The organism is Paenibacillus sp. ISL-20 (genome assembly GCF_018613005.1).
Lineage (GTDB): Bacteria > Bacillota > Bacilli > Paenibacillales > Paenibacillaceae > Paenibacillus_AQ.
Genome location: NZ_JAGGRD010000023.1, coordinates 123,556 through 146,743, shown reverse-complemented (window position 1 = coordinate 146,743; position 23,188 = coordinate 123,556). Strand labels below are relative to the sequence as shown.

The window sequence follows — 23,188 nt, the reverse complement described above, 5'->3', positions numbered from 1 at the left end:
AATCTGAGGGCAACAGAGATCAGAAGAATAATCCGCATGCGGAGTGGTGATTAGCATACAAGGAAAGCTGGTTTGTGGAAAAGATCTCTGACTTCAACAGAGAAGGCGGAATGATTCTGTAGAAGCGCAGCGTTCTCCTTTGCCGTCGGATTTCAACAAAAGAATATTCAATCAGTGGAAATCTGAGGGCAACAGAGATCGGAAGAATAATCCGCATGCGGAGTGATGAATAGGCAATCAGCTTATAGAATTATAGATTTTAGGAGGTCTACATCATGAAGGTTGGCGTCATCATGGGAGGCGTATCATCCGAGCGGGAAGTTTCGCTAATGACTGGCAAAGAGATGATCGCTCATCTGGATAAAAGCCGCTACGAGGTTCATCCGATCGAGATTAACGATAAACGCGAGCTGATCAGCAAAACCGAAGGCATCGATATTGCTTTGCTCGCCCTGCATGGGCAATACGGGGAAGACGGGACGGTGCAAGGCACACTCGACTCCCTGGGCATTCCGTATACAGGCAGCGGCGTTCTCTCCAGCAGCGTCTGCATGGATAAAGACCTGAGCAAGAAGCTGCTGCGGTACGAGGGATTGACTACAGCCGATTGGATCATGGTCAGCAGTATGGAGGAGTTGGCCGCCGCTGACGTGGAGGGACTCGGATTTCCTGTCGTGGTGAAGCCGAATGCAGGAGGGTCCAGCGTGGGCACTCGGATCGTGCGTGAGACGGCAGCTCTTGCTTCTGCCGTCGAAGAGGCATTGCGGTGGGACCGCTCGGTGATGATCGAGCAAATGATCAAGGGAGAAGAGATTACCTGCCCAGTCTTGAACGGTGAGATGCTCCCGATTGTGTCCATCAAGCCGAACTCCGAGTTTTTCGATTATACATCCAAATACGAAGAAGGCGAAGCGGATGAGCAAGTGATTGAGCTTCCTGCCGAACTTCAGCAGTGGGTGCGCGCAGCTGCGCTTCAATGCTGTAAGGCGCTGAAGTGCAGTGTGTATGCCCGAATCGATATCATCCTGAAGGAAGAGACTCCTTATATTTTGGAGGTCAACACGCTTCCGGGTTTAACGAAGAATAGTCTGCTGCCAAGAAGCGCGGAAGCGGCGGGGTATTCGTTCAGCGGACTTCTGGATGCCATCATTGAAACTTCATTATCGGAACGAAAAAGCGAAGGCAAGGAGTAGAGGGATATGAATACAACGAGCAGCTTTCTAACGTCAACGGTGCAAGTCATGCCGCCTTCCGGCATCCGGCAATTTTTTAATGCGGCGGAAGCGGACGATGATGTCATTTCTCTCGGCGTGGGGGAACCGGATTTTGTGACGCCATCGTGTGCGATTGAGGCCTGCAAACGAGCTCTGGAGCATGGCCGCACGATGTATACGCCGAATGAAGGGCTAATGGAGCTAAGGGAAGGGATTGCGGAATATCTGGATACCGGATTCCAACTGCAATATGAACCGACGAGAGAGATACTGGTTACGGTTGGCGGCAGCGAAGCGATTGATCTTACGCTGCGGGCGCTCATCTCCCCGGGGGATGAAATTATTATTCCCGTGCCGGGATATGTCGCTTATGCTCCTCTTGTGCAATTGAACGGAGGAACTGTCGTTGAACTGGAGCTTTCCGCAGAGCATGACTTCAAATTGACCTCGGATGCGCTGCAGAAGGCGATTACCCCCCGGACGAAAGCGATCGTTGTTAACTTTCCAAGCAATCCGACAGGCGCCGTGATGACCTATGAGGATTGGATGCCGATTGCGCACCTTGCGGTTACGCACAATTTGGTGGTGATTTCAGACGAGATGTATGCCGAGCTTACCTATGGCCGCACGCATACCAGCATTGCTTCGCTGCCGCGGATGCGGGAGCGCACCATCGTCATCGGTGGATTTTCCAAAGCCTTTGCCATGACGGGCTGGCGGGTCGGTTACCTCTGCGGCGATTCCCACTTGGTGGGCGCTATGGTCAAGATTCATCAGTATACTGCGCTCTGTGCACCCATCATGGGGCAGATTGCGGCTCTCGAATGTTTAAGGAATGGACTCGGGGATCGAGACGTGATGAAGCAGGCTTATAATGAACGCAGAAGGATGTTTGTGCAAGGTTTGACCGATATCGGCCTAAGCTGCCGCGATCCTCAGGGTGCTTTCTACGCATTCCCCAGCATAAGCGGCACCGGCCTGGGCTCGCAGCAGTTTGCGGAACGATTGCTTCGGGAGGCAAAAGTCGCCGTTGTACCCGGTAATGTGTTCGGCGCCGGGGGCGAAGGCTTTATTCGCTGCTCGTATGCCACTTCGTCTGAACAATTGAGCGAAGCGCTCGATCGAATGGATCGCTGGCTTCGAACGCATTCAAGTGCTGATCGTGGTCTGCCCACCTTACAGAATTCTTGAGAGTTTACGGTAATCGGTAGCGGTAATTCCCTCCAGTCTGCGGAAGATTCGGCTAAAATAATGAATATCCGGGTATCCGACCCCTTCGCCAACCGCCTCAATCGAGATGTCGGATTCCCGGAGAAGCCGACGTGCTTCCCGGTGACGAACGGATTGCACGAATTCACTTGGCGGCATCCCCGCAAAGCGTTTGAACAATTTGGCGGTATGATCCAGGCTTAACATCAAATGCTCCGCAATCACTTTGTTGCTCCAGTCTTTGGCTGGAGTTTTTTCGATTTGAGACATCAGTTCAATCAGTTTGGCATCGTGCGGTGACGTTTCCGTCAAGGCCTGGGAAGGATGCGTCCGAAGCAATTGAACCAGCACATCCAGCATCAGCCCTTTGCAGGCAAGCTCATAGCCGGCTGGACGCAGGGTGAATTCCTCCACGATTCGTTCCATCATCTGAACGCAAGGCAATGGGGGCGTGTAGATGACGCGGGAAGACAGTGGGGGAAAAGCGGAGGACACCGCTTCATGCGCGAATTTATCCGTATCCAGCACGGCTTTATTCACGATCATATCCGCTTCGGTCTGTATGTCCAGCTCATCAAAGAAATCAAAATGAATCCCCAGAAACCGCGCGTCAGGATGGGAAACCACCTCATTCTGGTGGTAAATACCGGACGGCAGAAAGATTAGCTGACCCGCTTCGATGTGATAACGGTTCCCGTACATCGTGGTAGCAGCATCCCCTTGGTATACATAGAGCAGCTCAAAATCGTATAATCTGCGCTGCGGGAGTGATCCTGTCGCCATGCGTTGAAACTGCGCATAGTGAATGCAGGGTGACCATTCCCTAAAAGGCGCTTCGCGTTTTATCGGAAAATTGAGATCCATATCGGCCATTGTATGCTCACTCCAAAATGTTATTAAGAGATGATAAATAGAACGGAATTGTCCAAATAATCACTTTTCTATCTAAATCATTTGGCGGAATATTTATTTATTATATAGTTATTATTACATCCGAATGGTTTATTTACAACTTGACGGAAAAAGTCAAATGATGTGTTTCAGAAAACGAGTGTTACAACATCAACCTATTGATTTTAGGAGGGATTCACGATGAAGAAAGGGATTAATATCTGGTCGTTCCCGGGAGATGCTTCCATCTCCGACTGCATCCGATTGGCAAAAGAAGCTGGGTTTGAAGGAATCGAATTGTCATTAAACCAAACAGGGGAGCTCGGACTTCAGGCTGGCGACAAGGAAGTACAGGCCATAGCGGCACAACTGAAAGAAGCGGACCTGGAAATCGCGGGTTTGGCGACAGGTTTGTATTGGGAATACCCGATGACAAGTGATGACCCGGCTGTCCGTGAGAAGGCCATGGATATTTGCAAGAAGCAGCTGGAACTCGCGTCCGCTTTCGGAGTGGATGCCATACTTGTGATCCCAGGGGCAGTCGGGGTCGATTTCGTTCCCGGTTCAGCAGTCATTGACTACGAATATGCCTACGAGCGGGCTCAAGAATCCATTCGTAAGCTGGTTCCTTTCGCGGAAAGCGCCGGTGTTGCCATCGCGCTCGAGAATGTATGGAATAAATTCCTGCTGTCGCCGCTGGAATTGCGGACCTTCATTGATGAGATCGGTTCCGAATATGTCGGCTCCTATTTCGACGTAGGCAATGTTGTGCATAACGGTTATCCGGAGCACTGGATTCGGATTTTGGGTGAGCGGATCAAAAAAGTCCATTTCAAAGATTACCGCAGACAGGCAGGCGGATTGCACGGTTTTGTTGACCTGTTGGCAGGGGACGTTAATTATCCGGCCGTTGTTGAAGCGCTGCGCTTGATTGGCTATGACAACTATGTCACGGCAGAGATGATCCCGGCGTATACCCACTATTCGGAGCAGATCATATTTAATACATCCAATGCAATGGATGCGATTCTTGGACGTACGCCATCTTTGCGCAAGCCGGATGCACGCCAGCATCAAGGCCAATCATAATAAGGGATACGGAGGGAAAGAGAATGCTGAAAATCGGAATATTGGGATTTGGTTTCATGGGCCGCATGCATTTCGACAATTATCTTCGACTAGCCGAAGAGGGTGCGGACATCCAACTGGTGGCGATTTGCGATCTGCGTATTGATGAGCTTAAGGACAGCAAAGCCAACGGCAATATGGCCACCGAGCGGGATGTATACGACCTGGAGCCCTATCATCTTTATGACCATGTGGACAAAATGCTCGAGAATGAAGAGCTGGATATAGTGGATGTATGCTTGCCGACCTATTTGCACGCGGACATGTCCTGCATGTTGCTGGAGAAGGGCATTCACGTCATGTGCGAGAAACCTGTCGCAGGCAGCTCGGAGGAAGCCTGGCGCATGGTGAAAACAGCGGAGCGCACAGGAAAAACACTCATGATCGGACAATGCCTGCGTTTCTGGCCAGCCTATGAATATTTGAAAGAATGTGTGGAGGACGGCCGTTATGGAAGCATCGTTGCAGGCGAATTCTTCCGGGGATCGGAGCCGCCTCAAGGCTGGTTCTTGGAAGGAGACAAGAGTGGTGGCTGTATCACGGACATGCATGTGCATGACGTGGATATGATCCACTATCTTATGGGCAAACCGGAGCGTGTATCGACATTTGCCAAAACGATAATTAAAGGAAGCTCGTACGATATCGTATCGACCCACTACAGTTTCCCGGATGGCAAAGTGATTAACGCACATGCGGATTGGACATTGCACGGCGAACACGGTTTCTATATGGGATATCGGGTGAATCTGGAAGAGGCTACGCTGGTGTTTGAGAATAATGAACTGACGGTGTACCCTGAAGACGCTCCAGGCTTTACGGCTGATCTGTCCGAGGATTCCGGCTATTACCGTGAACTCCGGTATTTCATTGAGCATGTTGCGCAAGGAAAGCCGGTAACGGTATGTACACCAGAAAGCGCTGCCGGATCGCTAGAAATTATTGAAGCCGAGATTCGTTCCGCGAGAGCGAACGGCGCTTTGGAGACGGTATCGGGGAAACAGGTAGTATCTTAATTTCACTTACTATAGGGTAGAACAATATAACCAAGGCCAATCAGGGAATAACCTGATTGGCCTTGGTTAGTTATTTGGTTAATGAGCTCATTGCAGACGATCAAAGCAATAGAGCCTGACATCCTGCAGCAAGAACTCTCAATGATCGTGTAAATGTTAAGCTCTGAATGTTTTCAAGAAGTCCACGGCGAGTTTGATATCCGCTTCCGGATTGGCTTTCACTTCACGTTCGATTGTCAGATACCCCGTATAGCCAATATCCTTGAGAGCTTGCAAGTAAGCATTCCAGTTAACGCCGCCTTCTCCAAGCGGTACCTCACGGAACTTCTCGCCGGATTCGGCCATATCGGCAATTTTGTCATGGTCAAGCGCAGGTGCTTCGTATCCGAAATCACCGTATACATCACGAGGGTCGATATAGTCAGCCAGCTTGATTCCGTCCTTCGCGTGTGTATGAACGATATAGTCCTTCAGATTGTACACACCCTGTACCGGATCGTCTCCAGTGACCATGACCATATTGGCTGGATCAAAGTTAACGGACACACCGTTGGAACCCAGACCGTCCAGGAATGATTTCAAATGAGCCGAAGGCTCCGGACCTGTCTCGATGGCAAAGAAGGCGTTCATGGATTTCGCGAATGTGCTAAGCTCCAGGCAAGCTTTGTGCATCGTATCGTATACGCGGCCGTTATGATCTTGCGGCACGATGCCGATATGCGTGGTGATGATATTGGTTCCGAGCTCCAGGCCGAGCTCCATGATTCGTTTGGATTTCTCGATTTTAGCCGCATTTTCGGCAGGGTCCTGGAAGCCGTGTCCGCCAAGGTCACCAACGAGAGCGGAGATTTCAAGTCCCAGTGAATCGATGTAATCCTTCAATTCTTTACGCGCCGAAGCAGAGAGGTTGGCCGGATCCATTTCGCCGTGAACGGCATAGATCTGAACGCCATCTGCACCGACATCCCGGGCTTTAAGAAGGCCTTCTCTTACTCCTACCCGAAAGCTGTCAACAATAACGCCAATTTTGTTAGGCATGATAGGCTTCGACATCCTAATATCCCCCTTGTATCATCCTTGTGTCATCCATCGTCCGTCTGACTTAAACTTCATTCCAGGCTTTACGGACATATTCCAATCCAAACTTAGCTCCCGTGCGGCAATCTTCCAGCCCCTCGAATTCAATCGAGATGTAGCCGTCATAACCGGATTCCTTCACGATGCGAACGACTTCCGGCATATCGATATCGCCTTGGCCGACAATCGCGCCACGCAGCCAGTTGCCGCTGGAGGTGTTAAACCAACCGGATCCAGGTGCGCGGTGAGCCGGGCGATAATAGAAGTCCTTGAAGTGAACCATCGAGGCCAAGCCGATGTTGTTCGCGACAGCCACAGTGGATACCTCATCTGCACAGAGGAAGTTTCCGATATCCAGGGTTGTTTTGAAGTTAGGGTGATTAACAGTCTGAACCAGCGCTTTTACACGGTCGCTATGTTGAATGAAGTAGCCATGGTTCTCCACGCTTGTCGTAATGCCACGTTCAGCCGCGTAATCGGCTATGATCCGGCATGCATTGGCCAGACGGGGAAGCTCCTCCAGGAAATGCGTGATGGACAAGTCCTTGGAAGAGCCAACGTCATGGCGCATCAGCTTAACGCCAAGCGCGGCCGCAATGTCCACTTCACCTTTGACTCGTTCAATCTCCGCTTCATATGCAGCGTCATCCAATTCCGCAAAATTGGCGCCGATGGCATAGTTGGAGATTTCAAGCCCTTTGGAAGCGGCATGGGATTTAATCGTATCGATTAAATCCGGCGTTTCTTTCAGATTAAAGCCGAGTGGAACGATCTCGATATGCTCTCCGCCGATTTCTGCAACGTAGTCGATGACATCGGTAATGGTCATTTCGCCTTTGTTCATGGCCTGATACAGGCTGTACGAGCTTATTCCAAGTTTCATAGAAGAACTTCAACCCCTTTTTCGGCGGATTCATAGATGCCGCACAGAATCTTCATGATCTCAACGCCGTCTTCTACCGGGCTGAGAGGTGACGTGCCGTTCTCGATGCTGGAAATGAAATGATCGACTTCGCTTTGGAAAGCCGCGTCGAAATCGAATCCTTTGCTGTCTGTCTGAGGCTGAATGTTGATAATGGTATCGTGTTTCTCCGTGACGATGACCACTTCAGGATCAATCTCAAAGCCGCCCTTGTCTCCATACAATTTAACGGATTGCAGATTTTCCTTCGCGTGCAGCGTGAAGCTGACGTCCACCAGTATAGAGGCGCCGTTTTCAAAACGGATCAACGCATTCGCCATATCCTCCACTGTGTTCTTCTCAGCATCATAATCAGCCGCTTTGTAGAAGGAGAGGTTGCGAACGTTAGAGCGATTGCCCAGCTTCCGGTATGTATTGGCGCTGACAGAAACTGGTTTAGGGCGACCCATCATGTACCAGCACAGATCAATGACATGCACGCCGATATCGATGAGAGGCCCGCCGCCGGAACGCTCAATGTCAGAGAACCAGCCCCCTGGATTGCCGAGACGACGAACCGAGGAAGCTTTCGCGAAGTAGATGTCCCCGAATTCACCCTTGTCTGCAAACTCGCGGAGCATCTGAGCGTTAGGGTCATAACGTCTTACGAAGCCGACCTGAAGCAGCTTGCCGGAGGATTTAACGGCCTCCTGTACTTGAAGCGCTTCCTCTACGGTACGGCAGAGAGGTTTCTCAACCAGAACGTGTTTGCCCGCATTCAGTGCCGCAATACTGATTTCGGCATGCGTATTGTTCCAGGTACAGATGCTTACTGCATCGATTGCCGGATCAGCCAGAAGTTCGTTATAATCGGTGTAGACTTTGGTAGCACCGTATTTTTCAGCCGCACGCTGTGCTCTTTCTTCATTTAAATCGCACACGGCGAGCAAATTCGCGTTCGCATGTTTCTGATAGGATTGCAAATGCATAGCAGAGATCGATCCCGTGCCAATAACGCCAATATTAATAGATTTCATGAGTTCACTCCTCTGAATTTACTGCATTACACTTTCGTATTATAATGCTTTTAGAGGAAGACACCATGATAAACCGTGCTGTTTGTTTGTACAATTGTGCTGTCTTACTGGAAGGAGATCAGAACATTGGACAAAACACTTCAAGAACCGATGACCATGCCGGATCCTCAGTTTCCGATTAAGGTTCATCGTTGCGAGTTTGATGGCCGGGGACAGGTTTTGTTTAACCATCATTGGCATGAACATCTTGAAATTCTATATATTATATCCGGGGAAGCGAGTCTGGAGTGCGGTTCGTCCACCTTCACGGTCAAGGAAGGCGATATGATCGTCATTAACCGGAATGAGCTGCATTACGGCCTTAGCCTATCGGATCATTTGTTTTATTATGCGTTAATCGCGGACTTTTCGCTGCTTCAGAGCCATTCGCTGGATGCAACCGAGATGAAATTCATCACGCCCATCACCCAGAACCGGCTAATCTTCGAGAATCGAATTAGCGGGGATGATGCGCTAGCCTCCATGCTGTCCATCATTCATGAGCTGGAACAGCGGGAATTCGGTTATGAGCTGGCGGTCAAATCAGAGCTGTATCGGCTGCTTACGCTGCTTGTACGAGGTTATGTAGCGACGGTCCTTACACTGGATGAATACGTCGAGCGGATGAAGAATGTGGAGCGCTTTGCCCCGATATTCAAGTATATCGAGGAGCATTACCGAGAGGATTTGTCAGTGGAGCTCCTATCAAGCATGGCCGGTCTCAGCCGCTTTCATTTCAGCCGGTTGTTCAAGGAGATCAGCGGCCGGACCGTGACGGAGTATGTGAATGAGACGAGGCTCAACCGGGCGGATTATCTCCTTCGTGAAAGTCCGCTTACGGTATCTGAAATCGCGGCTGCAACCGGATTTAATGATATTTATTATTTCAGCCGAACCTTCAAGAAATATAAAAGCATGGCTCCATCGGCTTTACGAAAAAAGTGAGAATCAACTTTAACGGTTCTGAATAGGCTCCGTGTAGACATAAGTATAAAAGCAACCTATAATGAATAATCATATTATTGCATAAAGTGGCGGAGATAACGGAGAACCCTTTTGCTTAAATGCGTACTGTATTCGGTATGCATTCTTAGCAGAAGCGGTTCTTTTTTTGAAGAGATAAGAAAGTATAAACATCCGAGGCTTAGCATCCTTATCTCGCAAGAAAAACTTCCGCTAAATGGGGTCTGTCTTCTGATAAAGTACGTCGATAGACGTTTTTCTTATTATGGAATAGGTTCTTCATTTTAAATTCAGAGAGGAGAATGTCAGGTGGACACAAGCTTATCCGCCAAGATGCGGACCCAATATTTGCAGGACATGTCGGCTAAAAAGCTGGATGTGCTGGTGATTGGCGGCGGTATCACGGGTGCGGGAATTGCTTGGGACGCCAGCTGTAGAGGGATGAGCGTCGGATTGGTGGAAATGAATGATTTTGCTTCGGGAACGAGTTGCAGATCAACGAAGCTGATTCATGGCGGTCTTCGGTATTTGAAGCAAGGAGAGATCGGCTTGGTACGCGAGGTAGGTTCTGAACGGGCACTGCTTCACCGGAGCGCTCCGCATCTGGTGGAGCCCATTCCCATGCTGCTCCCTATTTATAAAAAAGGTACTTATGGTTATCTTGCCAGCGCGATCGGGTTGTATCTGTACGACTGGTTGGCGGGGGTCAAACGCAGTGAACGGCGGAAGATGTTCCGGCGCGAGAGTACTCTAACCCTTGAACCCCTCTTTCGAAAGGAGGGATTGAAAGGTTCCGGTTATTATTATGAATACCGAACCGATGATGCGCGATTAACGGTTGAAGTGATGAAGTCCGCTCGAGCCAAGGGAGCGCTCATCGCGAATTACGCCAAAGTCCAGGAATTCATGTATCGGGGAGGAAAAGTAGTAGGGGCTCACGTAGAAGACCAAGTGAGTGGTAAGACCTATACGATATGCGCCAAAAAAATCATCAATGCCGCCGGGCCATGGGTGGATCAGATCAGACTCAAGGATAACTCGCTCAAGGGAAAGCGGCTGCTCTTAACAAAAGGCGTTCACCTGGTGGTGGATCATGCCAAGCTTCCGATACGGCAGGCTGCTTATTTCGATGTGCCGGGTGGCAGAATGATTTTTGTCATTCCAAGAGAGGGTAAGACCTACATCGGAACGACTGATACCGTTTATGAGGGGGCGATTGAGACGCCCGGTATTACCGAGGAGGATCTGCTGTATCTTATCGATGCGGTGAATCATGCTTTCCCGGAAGCAAGGCTGAAGCCGGACGATATCGAATCCGGATGGTCGGGGTTAAGGCCACTCGTCCGCGAGGAAGGAAAAGGTCCTTCGGAAATATCGAGAAAAGATGAGATGTTCATATCCGATTCCGGGTTGATCACCATTGCAGGCGGAAAGCTGACCGGATTCCGGAAAATGGCCGAAAAGGTGGTGAACCTTGCAGCCAGACAGCTACAAGACGCTGATGGCACCATTTATCCTCCTTGTACGACGGATCGGCTTCCCATCAGCGGAGGCGATCTGAACGGCCTCACCTATGAAGAGGTTCGGAAGAAGTTAATCAAGCAGGGTGAATCCCTCGGCATCAGTCCTAAAGATATAGTGAACCTCATGAACAGGTACGGCTCCAATACGATGGAACTGATGAACCGGATCGGCACCTCTTCGCAGGAAGCAGAAACGATCGAGTCTCGATTGTTACGTGCGGAAATCGAGTATTCCATCGACTATGAGATGACGATGACCGCAGTGGATTTTCTGTTAAGAAGAACAGGCTGGATATTATTTGACCGGCAAAAAACCGAGCGAACCATTGCTCCCGTGATGAGGCTTATGCGAGAATATTTAGAATGGAATCAGGAGGAAGTCAACAGGCAGTGGGAACTGCTGCAGGATCAATTGCAGTTGGCATGGGGTATGGCGGAAGGCATCAGGATGGAACGGTTTACGGATTCGCCGGATCGGGAAGACGCCACAGGATCGCGCTCCGACGAGGAAGCCGAGCAATCCACCGCCATGTCGGTGATGAATCGGTAGGGATTTTATTTATCAGGATCATCTTGTCAAATGTAAAATGTGGATGTAGTATAACCATATAAAGTTATAGAGCTGGGCAGAGATGATGAGAAGCCCTTTGCATAACGAGAATCTTTCATTTGTCATGAATGAAGGCTTTTTCAATGCAAAGTGCTTCTCATTTTTTTGTATCCGCGTGGAACTGCTTGTCCAAAGGACTAAAGGACATGACACCGTCATATGTATACTTTACGGATGGGGACTGTGGGTCCAACAGAACTGATCTGACCAGAACATGTCCAATTTACGTTTACGGGCGAAAATACAGATTGAACATGCAGAGGAGAACGAAATATGGATCATTATTCAGGGTATATTTTTGATTTGGACGGTACGATCTATCTTGGGGCTGAGGCCATTGATGGTGCTGTGGAGACCATTCATTATTTGCAGGGACTGAATAAGAAGCTATTGTTTTTGACCAACAAAACGATAGATTCCAGGGAAAACTATTTGAAGAAATTAAGGAAGCTTGGCGTTCAAGTGGAACTGAATCATATATTGAATCCTGCGCTCGTTACGATTCATTATCTTCAGAAACATCATCCCGGCGCAAATGTGTATGTCATTGGTGAGGAAATATTGAAAAACGAGCTGTTGGACAATGGAATACGATTTGCATCATCGCCGGAGGAAACCGACGTTGTGGTTGTGTCGTGGGATCGGGATTTTCACTACCGTCATCTGGATTTTGCCTATCAGGCAATTAAACGGGGCGCCGAAGTGATTGCCACCCACCCGGATCGAACATGTCCGATGCCAGGCGGCGATGTCCCGGATTGCGGCGGCATGATCGGTGCCATCGAAGGTACTGCCGGCATCACAATTACGACTGTCATGGGCAAGCCCTCCGTCTTGACGGCACTGACGGCTCTTGATATTTTGGGAGTGCAGGCCGAAGATTGTCTGATGTCAGGGGATCGGCTGGAGACGGATATCAAGATGGGAAATCAGGCAGGGATGAGTACGGCAATGGTGCTGACAGGCGTATCAACCAGGGACGATCTGATGAACAGCAGCGTGAAGCCCACCTATGTACTGAATTCGGTTTACGATATTTATCTCAGCGGTACTGCCGTGAAGCAGGCAGACGAAGCCAAGTCATGAGTATTTACAAAAATAGGCCGGGGCAACGGGAGAATTGGAGATGCTGCTGCGGCAACGAGGTGAAGATATGAAAACCAGTGTTGAAGGTGCACAACGAATTTCGTATTGCTTGAAGCGTAAGCCCATTATTACTTCATTAATGAATGCCGATGAACTCCCCAATGTACTAGCAACCGAATCGAATATCGTGTTTATTCTCAAAACCGATATTTTTATCATCGAATCGATTGTTGAGCAGATTCGGGAGGCCGGCAAGCTCTCGTTTGTGCATTTTGATCTGATTGAAGGGATTGGCAAAGACAAGACGGGGGTTAAGTATTTAGCTGAAAAGGTTGGCATTGACGGTATTGTCACGACAAAAAACACGGCGATTGTAGAAGCGAAGAAACTGGGCTTGTTAACGGTTCAGCGACTGTTTGTATTCGATTCTGTTTCCCTGGACAACGGGATCAAGATGATTAAGGCCTCCAATCCGGATGCCATTGAAGTGCTGCCGGGCATGGTGTGTCAGCGGATTATGGAACGGATTCGTGCAGAGGTGGACGTGCCCGTCATCGCAGGAGGACTCATGATCGATTTGGAGGATTTTGATACAGCTTTGAAGAGCGGTGTAATTGGCATATCCACCTCCAGCAAAGAGCTATGGCGCTGGCAGGATGAACATATGGTATAGCGAAGAGCCGCCTTAAATGACAAAGATGGGTGGAGATTAGGGAATGGATGTGTTTCAACTGGATACGGAGACTATGCTGATGCGGCTGCTATTGGCTGCATTGCTTGGCGGTTTAATCGGTTGGGAGCGGGAACGCAGAAACAAGCAGGCCGGTTTAAAAACCCATCTCTTGGTGGCTGTCGGATCAACGCTGATTATGCTGACTTCCATTTACGGCTTTGATTCTGCACTGATCAATCATCCTAATGCGAGGTTTGATCCTGCCCGGCTGGCGGCACAAGTTGTAAGCGGTATCGGTTTCCTTGGTGCCGGGGCTATATTGCGGCGTTCCAATCATATCATTTCAGGTCTTACCACGGCGGCAACCCTATGGGTAGCAGCGGCTATCGGTTTAAGTGTCGGCTCCGGATTTTACTGGCCCGCGATCATAACGACAGCGATCGTTCTGGTCAGCACGCTGGTGTTGAATAAATTGGAATCGAAATTTCTCTTTATCAAAAAGTCAGGCAGTTTGAAGATTATCATTGAGGCTGGAGACCGTCCGGTTCATGTGAGTACCATTACCGAATTGCTGCAAAAGGCAAATATGACGGTGGAAGGCATGATCGTGAACAATGACACGACGGAAGACGATTCGACCAAGGTGACGATGGAATTCCGGGTGTATTCTTTTAACAGTAAGGGAATTAACGGATTGTTCGAGCAATTGTGGCAGGTTGAGGGGATTAAGCAGGTTCGTATGAACTGGCGGGATTAAGGGCCTTATCGGATTTGTTTTATGTTCGAATTGTCGCTGGTCAGATCATTTGAATGGCAAAATGATGAAAAGGGCTGAGCCCGGGTGCAAGTTGACCCGGGCTCAGCTTTTTTTCGTTCTATTTGAAAACGGAGGTGTTCAGGGCAGCGGTGTTTGTGGATTGCACGTTAGGGTTATCAAAAGCCGCGATGCTTCGCGCCATGAGAAATTGGGCGGCGTAATAGGTCGTCATAATCCACACGCCCGAATAGCGGATATCAGCAACAAACATGTTCCAGGACAGGATGGAGTCCGAGATCACAAACAGCAGGCTCCCGATCATGGCCCATTGATTCCCGGTCATAATAGCCGACCAGAGCATCAGCGAAATAACCGTGATATAGGCAATAACCGGAATAATCAAAGCTTGGTCACCGTTTGCCTTGATAGAAGTCACCAATTCATTGCCCATCCATATGGAGTAGACTGCAACCGGAACGATGCTGAGGAGACGAAGGAGCGTATAGCGCCATTGACCCAGGAAGCCGGCCGTATAGAACAGATGTCCAATCAGAAAGGCGGTGAGACCGACCACAAACCAGATCAATGTTCCATCACCGATCATGCAGAAGAACAGCCCGGTTAACAGGAGATAGTGAACTTTGGATCGATGGGGCGGAAGTTGCCTATAAGCAAATAGAATGATGAGCCACATCGGAATCAGCTTGAACAGCAGTTTGACAGTTAAGGGCTCGGATGGGATCAGGAAAATATAAAGCAGACTCATGATCAGGATGACCAATGGCAGTCCGTAACGTTTCAAATGACAATCCTCCCCGGCGAATGTAATTTTCATGTTTAGACAATTCTTCGCTCGGCGTCCTGATTCCTCTTTTCCTGTCCGCATGAAACAGGAATGTAAAACATCATATAGAAATAAATTAAATCTTCTGAATATTGCAATCCAAAAGCGAAGGAAATACGTTGAACAATGCGACCAGCCAGTATAAAGGGGCAGTTATCGTCGAGTATTATTTCGATGGGGTTCATCCTGATTATGCCAGCATGGACTGGGAAAGCCTGCGCCTTGTGTTTCAGCAGGAAGGGAATACATGGGTGTTATCCGGAATTATTCATGATCAATGGACGATCTGATATTGCCTTGAATGGTCGGAATCATGTGGGATGTATGGTTTCGACAATTTTTTTAAAATAATGCTTGCTTTTTAACTCTGATCGTAATATACTCTTAAATACGGTGATCAACACGATGCCGACTTACATAATATGCGGTCGTGGCGGAATTGGCAGACGCGCACGGTTCAGGTCCGTGTGGGCTAACCCCCGTGGAGGTTCGAGTCCTCTCGACCGCATCATATTCTTAAAAGAAACCCTTCTGAAATTATAGAAGGGTTTTTATTTCGTTCCAATGTTAATACACTTGGGGCAAAAATAAAATTCAGTTTAGCCCATTGAAGGCTGCGTTTTCTGGAACGTTCAGAGGAAATGAGAATTGGCTAAAGGGCCGGGAGGTAGATTTCTTCAGCCCAAATAATGAGCAATTCACCCGTGCAAATCCCGCTGTGTTTGTCGATGATGGTTTTTACAATGGATAATCCAAGTCCGCTGCCTCCCAATTCCCTTGAACGGGAGTTGTCAATTCTATAGAATGGCTCGAAGATATTTTCATGTTCTTCCTCTGGAATTCCTATGCCGGTATCCTCGATATGAACGATCACAGAATCATCGCTCATGACTGCCGTAATCAAGACTTCTCCATCCCTTTTATTATATTTCACAGCGTTCTGAACGAGATTAAAGAAAGCTCTTTGCAAAAGCGTCTTATCGCCTGAAAGCATAATGCCCGAGATGTTGTTTTCAATGAGGATGCTTTTATCGCTGCTGCTTTCCGATACAGCCTCAATAATATCGTCAAACATCGCTTTCCCTTCAAAACGTTCATGATGGTCCGCATTTAACGTACTGTTCATCTTTAACAGGTCATATACCAGGAGACTCATCCTTTGTGCTTCTGCCAAAGTATCTTCCATAACCTCTCTGTACTCCAGAACGGTAGGATATTCCTCCATCTGCAAGACCTCAATGTTGGCAATAATGCTAGCGAGCGGCGTATTGAGCTCATGAGCGGCATTGGCCGCGAACCGCTTTTGATGATTAAATGATTTTTCCAATTTCATCATCATATGGTTGAAAGATGTTGCGAGCTGTGCCACTTCGTCATTCGTATCAAAGCCTGTAAGCGGCTGAAACAGCTTGTTTTCGTCGATATTCTTGATGTTTTCGCTTAAGTTTGCAACCGGTTTTAACGCTCTGCCGGACATGTAATAGGAGACGCCTGTACCTAGTGCAATCATGGCGACCATGTAAACGAAACTGGAAGCAATATAATTTTTTTGTCTACCAGAAATGGATTTTTCAGGAGTAACATGTATATGGGGGTTTGCATCGGCATTCAAAAGGGGAGCCGGCACGGATTCAGAGTAGGTGATCACTTGAGAAAGTGTCAACAGAAAACAAACGCCTGCGAGCGTAAGCGCGGTTGATATTGTCAGCCTTAATCGCAGCGTAATCTTATTGAACTGTTTCATCTGCATACTCCTTCGTGAGCGAGTACCCGAAACCTCTCGTGTTTTTAATCAGTTCCTTATCGCCGGTGTAGGGTGCCAGCTTTTTTTTCAAAGAATTAAGTTGTACCTTGAAGGAATTGGAAAATATTTGCTGTAGTAGAGAAATGACTATGACAGAGCCATTCTTGAATCTTCTTCATACTACACCGTTCGCCAGCAATAGGCTGGCACAACTGTGGCGAAGATCATGAAAACGAATTCAGCGCATTTCATGTTTCGCCATTACAAGCGGGAAGTTGAGTAATATACAATTTTCATTTCATCCCCAAGATTCGGGTAAGCTATTAGGTAATATCTTCAATTTCCGTCCCTAAGTCTTGTAAAATAGATCTAGCCAAAGGCCCTTGGGAACAGCAATCTCCTGAGAACTGTCATGCATCCTTAAAGTAAGAGGCAGCAAGCCGGGTGGCATTCAGGTTTTTATTCCTGATTGTCCCAGGCTTTTTTTGTTTACATTATCAATGCGCATTTTGAAGCAAATTGCGTAAACGTTTCAACAAAGAAATTGTTGGAAAAAGAAGCTTTAAATCAGGAAACAATGGGTAAACACTTCTAGTTTTTAGAGGAGTGGCTGACAGTTAGATTCTAATAAAAGTCGTATGATTTTTCCTGAGACTTAATCGATACCAACGAAAAGCTTGATTTAATGTGAGAATATATGACGTATACACAAGATTATATTAAAATTTAAGTTAAATACCGAACAAACACCTAACATAATCAGGTTATATATTAAAAATGTAAACGTTTTATTTCCGCTATTTCTAAAAAAACATATTGTAATCTGATTGGGCATGTACTAAAATAAAACTAGAAATTGCGTAAACGTTTACATTTTTAGAGTGGGAAATGAACTCATATCGTTTATTATCAAAGGGAAATATTGAGAAAACGTTATGACTTTAAACTAAAGGAAGGGGGGTGGCTATGACGAACAAGGAAATTACAATTAAGGACGTAGCCAAGCAAGCAAATGTATCTGTAGCTACGGTATCCCGAGTGATGAATGGACGAGATCGCGTAAGTGAAGCCACTCGCAAGAAAATACTCAAAATAATCGAAGAGATGAACTTCGTGCCGAATACGATGGCTGCATCGATGGTCAATAAAAAAACCAACATGCTGTCCGTCGTGGTGCCGGAGATTCAGAATCCCTTCTACACCGCAGTCATTGGCGGTATGGTAGAGGTGGCCAAGAAGGAAGGCTTCTTTACTCTAGTTGTCGCCACGAATAGCGATGAGGCAGAGGAGGAAGAATTTTTTGAAAGCTTCCTAGGGAAAAATGTGGATGGAATCATCTTAATCGGTACGCATAAGGATGCAGAGTTTTACCGGAACATTCGCAAACCTACCATCCTTGTCGACCGTTATATCAACGATTGCGGCCACGATGGTGTCTTAATCGATAACTTCCGCGGCGCGTACGAAGCGACCAAGCACTTCGTGGACTATGGTCATGAACGCATTGCCATTATTGATGGGGCGCATGATTTTAACGATGGCAAGGACCGTTATTGGGGATATCGTCAAGCTATGCATGAGAGCGGCCTGACACCCGATCCTGCCTATCACAAGCAGGGGAATTGGCTGGAAGAGGACGGCTACCGATTTACGACGGAGCTTATGCAATCCGAGCAGCCACCGACAGCTATATTTGCGGCTAACAACGTCATCTGTACGGGTGCGATTAAAGCGATACGCGATTTGAATCTCCGAATCGGAGAGGATATTTCTTTAATTGGCTTTGATGATAACGAGCTTGCCCAGTTCGTGCAGCCAAGAGTGACCGTGGTCAGCAGACCGACAAGAGAGATGGGAATTCAAGCGGCGGAAATGCTCATTCAAAAAATCAAGAGAGAGCCTAAAGAGCGGGCGAAGCTGAAAAAAATGATATTGGATGTTGAATTGAAGAAATTCGGCTCAGTCAAAAGACTGAAGGAGTAATACTGGGGGGAGAGCTATGGCGAAAATCTTGGTAGTGGGCAGCATGAATATGGACATTGTCACACAGGTTGAGCGTCACCCGGTTCCCGGCGAAACGATACAGGGCAATGAGACCCGTTTCTTTATTGGAGGCAAGGGGGCTAACCAGGCGGTTGCCGCCTCTCGCTCCGGAGCTTCGGTCGCTATGGCGGGTGCACTAGGCTCGGATTCCTTTGGGATCGACATACGCAGGGAATTGGCGGAGGCTAGGATTGATCTTGATCATGTTATCGAGAAGCCGTGTATGACGGGGCTTGCTTTGATTACGATCGATGGAGCAGGCGAGAACAACATTATTTTATCCTCAGGTGCTAATGGAAGGTATGGTGCAGACGAGGTAGATAAATTGGACCTCTCTGGTTTCGATGTCATTTTGCTGCAAAATGAAATATCATCGACAGCCAATCAAAGGGTGCTGGATAAAGCGGCAGAGCAACGTGTTCCGGTATTTATGAATCCAGCTCCAATTGACGGGTTTGACCAGAGCCAACTGAGCAAGGTCACTTTCCTCATTCTGAATAAGGTCGAGGCGGAGGAGCTGAGCGGCATCCGTATTGAAGGAAGCAGCCAGGCGCTGGAGGCCGGAAAGAAACTGCTTAATGACGGCATTCCTCATCTCATTATTACTTTGGGAAGCAAAGGCTCGATCTATATGGACCAATCCGGAAGGCAAATCACATTAACCGCATTTTCGGTTGACGTAGTGGATACGACAGCGGCCGGAGACACCTTCATCGGAGCGTTCGCAGCTAAATATGCAACGGGAGCGGAGCTGCGCGATTGTCTGCGCTACGCGACAGCGGCATCGGCGCTGGCTGTATCTGAACCAGGTGCCCAAAGCTCGATTCCGACAGAAGAACAGGTACAATCGTTTCTTACGGGGTAGAACAATAGGTTAATAAGACCGTTATAAAAAAAGGTAATATACGGGGTTTCTTTCCTGGAAAGGGACACCTGTATTCACAGGCTTTGGCGATTTAACGCTTAGTCTTGTTAAAGTTATCCAAAAAGCAGCCCAGCAAGGTGAATAGGAGGTCGAACGATGAGGCATCCGGTTTTGAAAATGGAAGGCATCAGCAAGGAATTCCCAGGGGTCAAAGCGTTATCTGATGTTAGCTTTGAACTGTATCCGGGCGAAGTTCATGCGCTTATGGGGGAGAACGGAGCAGGAAAATCCACGCTGATGAAAATTTTGTCCGGCGTATATTCACCGACGCAAGGAACGATCAGACTGAAGGGCAAAGAAGTGACATTCGGCAACCCGCTTGACGCCCAGCGCCAAGGGGTGTCCATTATCCATCAGGAATTCAATTTGTTTTCTAATTTGACAGCCGCGGAAAATATATTTATCGACCGTCCAGAAATGGTCGGCAGATTCGGACGGATACAGTGGTCCAAAATGTATGATGAGGCGCAGCGTTTGGTTGATTCCATAGGGGGAGGTGGAATTGATGTCCGCCAGGAGGTCCGGCATCTTGGAGTCCACAGCCAGCAAGTAATCGAAATTGCGAAAGCGCTGTCTTTTCAGGCGGATGTGCTCATTATGGATGAACCGTCAGCAGCGCTTCCGGAAAACGAAGTGAAAAAAATGTTTGAAGTGGTCAACCGGCTCAGGGCGCAAGGCGTAGCCATCGTCTATGTCTCCCACCGCATGAAGGAAATATTTGAAATTGCGGATAAGGTAACGGTGCTGCGGGATGGAGCCAAGATTGACACCCGAGGAATCGAAGAGGTGACTGAACAGAGCTTGATTCAAATGATGGTGGGCAAAGAGGTCGGCCAGCTATATCCGGTAGGGGAGCAAAAGCAGGGTCAAGAGGTTGTGCTGCAGGTCAAGCAGCTGTCGCTCGATTCTGCGCACCGTGTATCTTTTGAGCTGCGAAAGGGAGAGATATTAGGGCTGTTCGGCGTTCCGGGTTCAGGCACGCATACGATTGCCGAGCGTTTATTCGGTCTAAAGCGGGGAACGGGTGAAATCAACATTCGTGGCGCAGCAGTGAAAATCAATAGCCCGAGCCAAGCCAAAGCGAAGAAGATTGCTTACGTTCCGCCGGATCGTCACCGTCAAGGCATCATTAAACCGATGTCCATCCGGCAAAATCTATCGATCCCGATGCTGCCCCAGCTTTCAAAGTACACGGTGCTGGACGAGGCGCGAATTAAAGAGATGAGCGGGGAGTATATGGAGAAGCTGCGGATTAAAGCGCCCAGCGACGGACAAAGCGTAGACTTTCTGAGCGGCGGCAACCAGCAAAAGGTCGTGATTGGCAAATGGCTTGCCACGAATCCGGATATTCTTATTCTGGAAGAGCCGACTCGGGGAGTTGATGTCGGGGCAAAGGCGGAGATCTACAATATTATTCATCAACTGGCCGAGGAAGGATTGAGCATCCTGCTGATTTCATCCGAAATGCCGGAGGTAATTGGACTCAGTGATCGGATTCTGGTGCTGTACAAAGGCATGATCGTACATGAATTTGCACATGGTGAGGCTGACCAGGAACAATTGCTGCAGCGTGCTTCACACCCTCTCTCAGAAGGAGGCCAACTATGAAACGCCTACTCAATATGCATGAAGCGCCTATTATCTTATTTACCGTTCTCGTCATACTGTTGTTCTCCATCATTTCACCCGACTTCTTGCAATTCGAAAATATGAGGCTGATTCTGGATCAGAACATCTCCATGTTTATCGTGGCGATCGGGATGACGATGGTCATTCTTCTGGGGGGCATGGATTTATCCGTCGGCTCTGTGCTGGCTGTGACAGCGACTTCTGTCGGCTTGTTTCTCAGCCATGGCATTCATCCGTGGATAGCAGCCGCAATGGGGATATGGATCGGGGTTCTATGCGGTATGGTTAATGGCTATTTCATCGCTGTGAGGAAAATACCGGACATCATCGTCACCTTGGCCACCATGTACATCTTCAGGGGCATTGCGGTAGGTATTAGCGGAGGAACCTGGATGACGAACTTTCCGGAAGGATTTCGATTCTTCGGACAAGGGTATTTGCTCGGCATTTCCTTTCCGCTGCTAATAGCCGTCATTCTGATAGCGATCTTCATCTATTTAATGAAATTCACCAGGGTGGGCCGAAGAATCTACTCCATTGGAGGGAACGGTCCGGCAGCCAAGCTTGCGGGAATCAGTGTAGCCCGAACCAAGTTTAAGGTTTATGTATTAACCGGCTTACTGGTTGGGATCGCCTCGGTTATTTTCGCAGCCAAGGTAGGAAGTGTACAAGCCTCGACAGCAGGCAGCGGTTTGGCGTTTGAAGTCATGGCAGCCGTTCTTATCGGCGGAGGAAGCATTTTTGGAGGAGTCGGCACCGTAGCCGGAACGATGCTGGGTGTGCTCTTTATGGGCATTGTTAAGAACGGGCTCATTATATCCAAGGTTTCTCCGTTCTGGGTTGATGCCGCAACTGGTTTTCTGATTATTCTGGCAATTGTCATTAATACGCTGCAGCGCATACGACAAAACAAAGGGAAAGAGGGGGATTTGGTATGAGTGCATGGACAAGCCGGTTCCCGTTTAAAGGAAATAAGCTGATCGTTCAAATGCTGCTGCTGCTCGTCATAATCGTCCTGTTCAGCTTCTTGTCTCCCTATTTCCTGACCGTCACCAACTTTATGAATGTGCTGAACCAGATGGTGGAAGTAGGGCTGATCGCCATTCCGATGACCATGATCATCATATCCGGTGCCATGGATCTGTCAGTCGGCTCAATTCTGGCTTTCTCCGCTGTATGTATGGGAGTTGCCTTTGAGCGGGGCCTCGATATATGGATCAGCGTGATCATTGGGCTGCTGGCTGGCTTGCTATGCGGGGCGGTTAACGGCTATCTGATCGCAAGGCACCGCATGCAGGCTATTGTCGTCACCATTGGCATGCTCGTGATGCTGCGGGGTCTGGTCTACGTGATCAATCAGGGCAGACCCATTAGCGGCTTTCCGGATGCATTCTACTTTATGGGCCAGCAATATGTCGGCGGCATTCCGGTTAATGCGATTTTCCTTGTGGTGATGTTCCTCTTGGCCAGCTTCGTGATGAAGAAAACAAGATTTAGCACCTATGTGTACGGGATTGGCAACAATGAAGAGGTTGTCCGCTACTCAGGCATCTCGGTCGTGCGCATCCGGTTTATCCTCTTTATGCTTAGCGGATTGTTTTCGGCCTTGGCGGGTATATTTCTGGTGTCGCGTCTGGCAAGCGCAGAGGCGACATCGGGTACCAATATAGAGTTGGATGTTATTACAGCGACTCTGATAGGAGGCACACATATTTTTGGAGGGAGGGGGAGTCTTTCAGGCACATTTGTCGGGCTGCTGATTATCGTGTTTTTGCGTAATGGATTGAATCTATTAGGTGTATCCGTGCTTTACCAGGCAGTTATATTAGGGGCATTGCTTCTGCTTGCTGTAGGAAACAAAAAATTCAATGGAGAGTGA

21 protein-coding genes and 1 tRNA gene are annotated in these 23,188 nt (G+C 48.4%); 16 read left to right on the top strand and 6 right to left on the bottom strand.

All coding sequences use genetic code 11. From position 1 onward, the window contains the following. The first annotated feature begins 275 nt into the window (after positions 1-275). Positions 276-1,193 (top strand): D-alanine--D-alanine ligase, encoded by a 918-nt coding sequence (locus tag J7E85_RS14125; protein WP_215158729.1) that lies wholly within the window; start codon positions 276-278, stop codon positions 1,191-1,193. A gap of 6 nt (positions 1,194-1,199) precedes the next feature. Then, complete coding sequence (locus J7E85_RS14120; protein ID WP_215158728.1) at positions 1,200-2,405, top strand: aminotransferase class I/II-fold pyridoxal phosphate-dependent enzyme; 1,206 nt, start codon at positions 1,200-1,202, stop codon at positions 2,403-2,405. Here J7E85_RS14120 and J7E85_RS14115 read toward each other — a convergent pair. Then, positions 2,391-3,206: a helix-turn-helix transcriptional regulator gene (locus tag J7E85_RS14115; protein WP_251035708.1), complete on the bottom strand. Its 816-nt coding sequence runs from the start codon at positions 3,204-3,206 to the stop codon at positions 2,391-2,393. The two genes, J7E85_RS14120 and J7E85_RS14115, sit on opposite strands and share 15 nt — an antisense overlap. A 309-nt stretch (positions 3,207-3,515) precedes the next feature. On the opposite strand from J7E85_RS14115, the gene J7E85_RS14110 reads away from it, so the two are divergent. After that, a complete protein-coding gene (locus J7E85_RS14110) occupies positions 3,516-4,403 on the top strand; it encodes a sugar phosphate isomerase/epimerase family protein (RefSeq protein WP_215158724.1) in 888 nt (295 codons plus the stop codon). Positions 4,404-4,426: 23 nt separating this feature from the next. Beyond that, positions 4,427-5,458 (top strand): Gfo/Idh/MocA family protein, encoded by a 1,032-nt coding sequence (locus tag J7E85_RS14105; RefSeq protein WP_215158722.1) that lies wholly within the window; start codon positions 4,427-4,429, stop codon positions 5,456-5,458. 156 nt (positions 5,459-5,614) lie between these two features. Here J7E85_RS14105 and J7E85_RS14100 read toward each other — a convergent pair whose 3' ends face one another. The 3 genes from J7E85_RS14100 to J7E85_RS14090 are packed head-to-tail and all read right to left on the bottom strand — an operon-like array spanning position 5,615 to position 8,473. Beyond that, positions 5,615-6,511 (bottom strand): sugar phosphate isomerase/epimerase family protein, encoded by an 897-nt coding sequence (locus J7E85_RS14100; protein WP_215158721.1) that lies wholly within the window; start codon positions 6,509-6,511, stop codon positions 5,615-5,617. A gap of 49 nt (positions 6,512-6,560) precedes the next feature. After that, positions 6,561-7,418, bottom strand: a complete 858-nt coding sequence (locus tag J7E85_RS14095; protein WP_215158719.1) for a sugar phosphate isomerase/epimerase family protein — start codon at positions 7,416-7,418, stop codon at positions 6,561-6,563. Next, a complete protein-coding gene (locus J7E85_RS14090) occupies positions 7,415-8,473 on the bottom strand; it encodes a Gfo/Idh/MocA family protein (RefSeq protein ID WP_215158717.1) in 1,059 nt (352 codons plus the stop codon). The genes J7E85_RS14095 and J7E85_RS14090 overlap by 4 nt, the downstream gene beginning before the upstream one ends. A 126-nt stretch (positions 8,474-8,599) precedes the next feature. Here J7E85_RS14090 and J7E85_RS14085 point away from each other — a divergent pair, with 126 nt between their 5' ends. From J7E85_RS14085 to J7E85_RS14065, 5 genes are all read left to right on the top strand, one after another. Continuing rightward, positions 8,600-9,457 carry an AraC family transcriptional regulator gene (locus J7E85_RS14085; RefSeq protein ID WP_076325666.1) on the top strand — a complete coding sequence of 286 codons (858 nt, stop codon included), beginning with the start codon at positions 8,600-8,602 and terminating at the stop codon, positions 9,455-9,457. A gap of 327 nt (positions 9,458-9,784) precedes the next feature. Then, positions 9,785-11,548, top strand: coding sequence for a glycerol-3-phosphate dehydrogenase/oxidase (locus J7E85_RS14080; protein ID WP_215158716.1), 1,764 nt, complete (start codon positions 9,785-9,787; stop codon positions 11,546-11,548). A 333-nt stretch (positions 11,549-11,881) separates the two neighbouring features. Then, positions 11,882-12,694 carry an HAD-IIA family hydrolase gene (locus tag J7E85_RS14075; protein ID WP_215158714.1) on the top strand — a complete coding sequence of 271 codons (813 nt, stop codon included), beginning with the start codon at positions 11,882-11,884 and terminating at the stop codon, positions 12,692-12,694. Between the two features lie 67 nt (positions 12,695-12,761). Beyond that, on the top strand, positions 12,762-13,367 hold the full coding sequence (locus tag J7E85_RS14070; protein ID WP_076325856.1) for a glycerol-3-phosphate responsive antiterminator: 606 nt from the start codon (positions 12,762-12,764) through the stop codon (positions 13,365-13,367). Positions 13,368-13,410: 43 nt separating this feature from the next. After that, positions 13,411-14,124 carry an MgtC/SapB family protein gene (locus J7E85_RS14065; RefSeq protein ID WP_213643831.1) on the top strand — a complete coding sequence of 238 codons (714 nt, stop codon included), beginning with the start codon at positions 13,411-13,413 and terminating at the stop codon, positions 14,122-14,124. 118 nt (positions 14,125-14,242) lie between these two features. Here J7E85_RS14065 and J7E85_RS14060 read toward each other — a convergent pair whose 3' ends face one another. Further along, entirely contained in the window at positions 14,243-14,926 is a 684-nt protein-coding gene (locus J7E85_RS14060; protein ID WP_215158712.1) for a lysoplasmalogenase, read from the bottom strand. Positions 14,927-15,060: 134 nt separating this feature from the next. Between J7E85_RS14060 and J7E85_RS14055 the strand changes: the two genes are divergently transcribed. Both J7E85_RS14055 and J7E85_RS14050 read left to right on the top strand, forming a co-directional pair. Further along, the gene (locus J7E85_RS14055) at positions 15,061-15,258 is read left to right on the top strand and encodes a hypothetical protein (protein WP_251035707.1); all 198 of its coding nucleotides are present in this window, start codon (positions 15,061-15,063) and stop codon (positions 15,256-15,258) included. A 134-nt stretch (positions 15,259-15,392) separates the two neighbouring features. Beyond that, positions 15,393-15,476 (top strand) — tRNA-Leu (locus J7E85_RS14050). Between the two features lie 144 nt (positions 15,477-15,620). Here the strand turns inward: J7E85_RS14050 and J7E85_RS14045 are convergent. Beyond that, entirely contained in the window at positions 15,621-16,712 is a 1,092-nt protein-coding gene (locus J7E85_RS14045) for a sensor histidine kinase (protein ID WP_215158710.1), read from the bottom strand. Positions 16,713-17,678: 966 nt separating this feature from the next. Between J7E85_RS14045 and J7E85_RS14040 the strand changes: the two genes are divergently transcribed. The 5 genes from J7E85_RS14040 (at position 17,679) to J7E85_RS14020 (ending at position 23,188) form a co-directional block, all read left to right on the top strand. Continuing rightward, positions 17,679-18,695, top strand: coding sequence for a LacI family DNA-binding transcriptional regulator (locus tag J7E85_RS14040; protein ID WP_251035706.1), 1,017 nt, complete (start codon positions 17,679-17,681; stop codon positions 18,693-18,695). A gap of 16 nt (positions 18,696-18,711) precedes the next feature. Beyond that, on the top strand, positions 18,712-19,620 hold the full coding sequence (rbsK, locus tag J7E85_RS14035; protein ID WP_215158706.1) for a ribokinase: 909 nt from the start codon (positions 18,712-18,714) through the stop codon (positions 19,618-19,620). Positions 19,621-19,776: 156 nt separating this feature from the next. Continuing rightward, entirely contained in the window at positions 19,777-21,288 is a 1,512-nt protein-coding gene (locus J7E85_RS14030; RefSeq protein WP_215158704.1) for a sugar ABC transporter ATP-binding protein, read from the top strand. Continuing rightward, positions 21,285-22,247 (top strand): ABC transporter permease, encoded by a 963-nt coding sequence (locus J7E85_RS14025; protein WP_215158702.1) that lies wholly within the window; start codon positions 21,285-21,287, stop codon positions 22,245-22,247. Before J7E85_RS14030 ends, J7E85_RS14025 begins: the two co-directional genes overlap by 4 nt. Beyond that, positions 22,244-23,188: an ABC transporter permease gene (locus tag J7E85_RS14020; RefSeq protein WP_215158700.1), complete on the top strand. Its 945-nt coding sequence runs from the start codon at positions 22,244-22,246 to the stop codon at positions 23,186-23,188. Before J7E85_RS14025 ends, J7E85_RS14020 begins: the two co-directional genes overlap by 4 nt.